Below are 2,211 nucleotides of genomic sequence, written 5' to 3' on the forward strand. Positions count from 1 at the left end.
GCTCGGGGTATTGCAGTTGCTGCTCAACCACCACGACGCCTTGATGCCTGGTCGAGAGCCACAGCGTTACCCCGACAGGACCGACAAAATTCCCGCTGGGGATAAAGAGGCACTGATCAAGTTCGCCCGCAGTCAACCCGCTTTACTTGAAATATTTGTTCCGCCCCAGGATAGTCAGGCCCCCAAAGAGGGTTTTCGCATGGCCATTCAGGTCAATAGTGAAATGAACTCTTATTTTATCGCCCACCCAGATGGCGGTATGACCGAATCAATCATGCAGATAATTCGATTCAACTACGACTGTCTTCATGAGGTTGAGCACCGATTACTCCAGGATGGAAAGCACTGGGGCGATACCTCTGAATTGCTGGATACCATTCAAAAAGTCTTAGTTGAAAAGGGCGGTGAGGATGCAACACTCACGCATTCACGCAGGAGCATTCTAGCCAGTTTGGGCCAAGCCATTTTCGAGTATTACCAGGACGGGATTCGCATTGGTGCACGCGGCACTATCACCTTGACCGGACCGGGCGCTGCGGTCATCGGATTGGAGGAGTACACCGAAACGCACCTGACATTTGAAGATACGGCTAACGTCCGCGGTCAGTTGAAATTAACCGATGGCTATAACGTCGCTACTGAAGAAGAAAAAATATCCGGCTGGACCGTTAATGCCGAGCCTCTTGAATGGCTTGCAAAAGAACAAGAGAAATGGAAAAGCGGCAAACTCAAGACACGATACGCCGCGAATATGGCAGAGCTTCTAAGGGAGCAAACCCTGACCTTCAAACAGGGCTGGCCGGTCATTGAAGGCAAACCGGTACTGCAGACCTCGATCCTGCAGCAGCTGCTCAATGATTTGGGCAAGCCATTCATCCAGGCAATGAATGACAAGTTGAGTGGCGATATCTCTTTTAAGAAATACGTTGCCATCAGCTTCGAACAGCGCCAAGGCCTCCTGGCACAACCCGCCCGTGAATTACCGTTATCAGTCGGTGCCGAACCGTTTGGCAATTTGAATGAAGTGCTGACCAGGATCGCCGGCAACCAGTTGCCTGTGGAGCAATTGAGTCCCCTGCACCGTGTGGTGTTAGGCGGGCTATTCGGCGCCACAACGCTGGACAACGAGGGCTTCGCCAACGCCTGGGAGGCGACCCGAATGCTCGCCGTCAACACCCAGGATCGTGGACTTGCGGCGCGTTACGAGCTGATCGAGCAGGCCCTGCGCGAGCACAATCCCCAGGCATTCGAACGCTCTTTGAGCACACAGATGCCGCCAACCGAGGGTGCACAAAGCTCCCGGGTCTTGAAGGCTCAGGTGTTCGCTGAGCCTTTGAGCGTGCTCCAGTGGGGCGAGTCTATCGGGCGAATCCAGGCAGCGGCCAAAGAAGAGTATCAGGCGTCGATCCTCCAGAAAGGCCATCGCGTCCGCGCACAGTTCTATCAGGCTGGCGCCGTCTCCGCCAAGCAACTACCGCAGGGACTGTTGGTTCGTGGGAATGGTGATCCGGGGCGACGCTGTTATCCGCTGGCGCTGGTCATGGGGGCTGCTCTGGAAAAAGGTCATGCGGCGGAGCGGGCACTGATCGGCAAACTCGCTAACGCCAACGTCCCCGTGGCGGACGCTGAAACTCATGCACTCCTGCGTACCCTGGATGAGCTACGCAGCATTCCCATGGCGCAGTTTGGCGAGAAACTGGGGGCGGCGCAGCTGACAACTGTCATGCAGACCCTGGAGGCGAATACGACGTCTTCCATTCTGATGCTCAACACCGACAATCATTCGATGCTGGTGGCCAAAGTCGTGGAGCAGGGCGTAACGTCATGGCGTTTTTACGACCCCAACTTCGGCATGTATACGTTTCAACGCCGACAGGATCTGCAAAAAGGCCTGGAAGGTTTTCTCGCGGACAGAACGATTGCCGGGCTGTATGGCCTTGCGCAGGGATCGGATCCCACCTTCAACCTGATCGAACTCGACGGTTCGAAAATTGCCGCCAAGGTGCTGCCTTCGCACGTGATGGTCGGTGCATTGTTGCGCAGCGAAGCGATCGCTGGGGGACGTACGATTGAGCCGTGGCAGCATCACGCCGCATTGCGCGCCCGCTCGTTGTCCGAGAATGCCCGATTGGGCCGCAGTCTGGCGGAGCTGGATGGCAGAGGTTGGGCGCGGCAGTTCGAGCAGGCGATGACCCGACTGCGCGATAGTCA

Annotated in this window: 1 protein-coding gene; it reads left to right on the forward strand. The window is 56.3% G+C overall.

The annotated features are described in order from the left end of the window. Positions 1–43: 43 nt before the first annotated feature. Positions 44–2,211 (forward strand): TcdA/TcdB catalytic glycosyltransferase domain-containing protein (locus AC1DSG_RS30480; RefSeq protein WP_477794186.1); only part of this gene is annotated, 2,168 nt, incomplete at its 3' end.

The sequence above is a fragment of the Pseudomonas sp. P5_A12 genome, assembly GCF_056400685.1.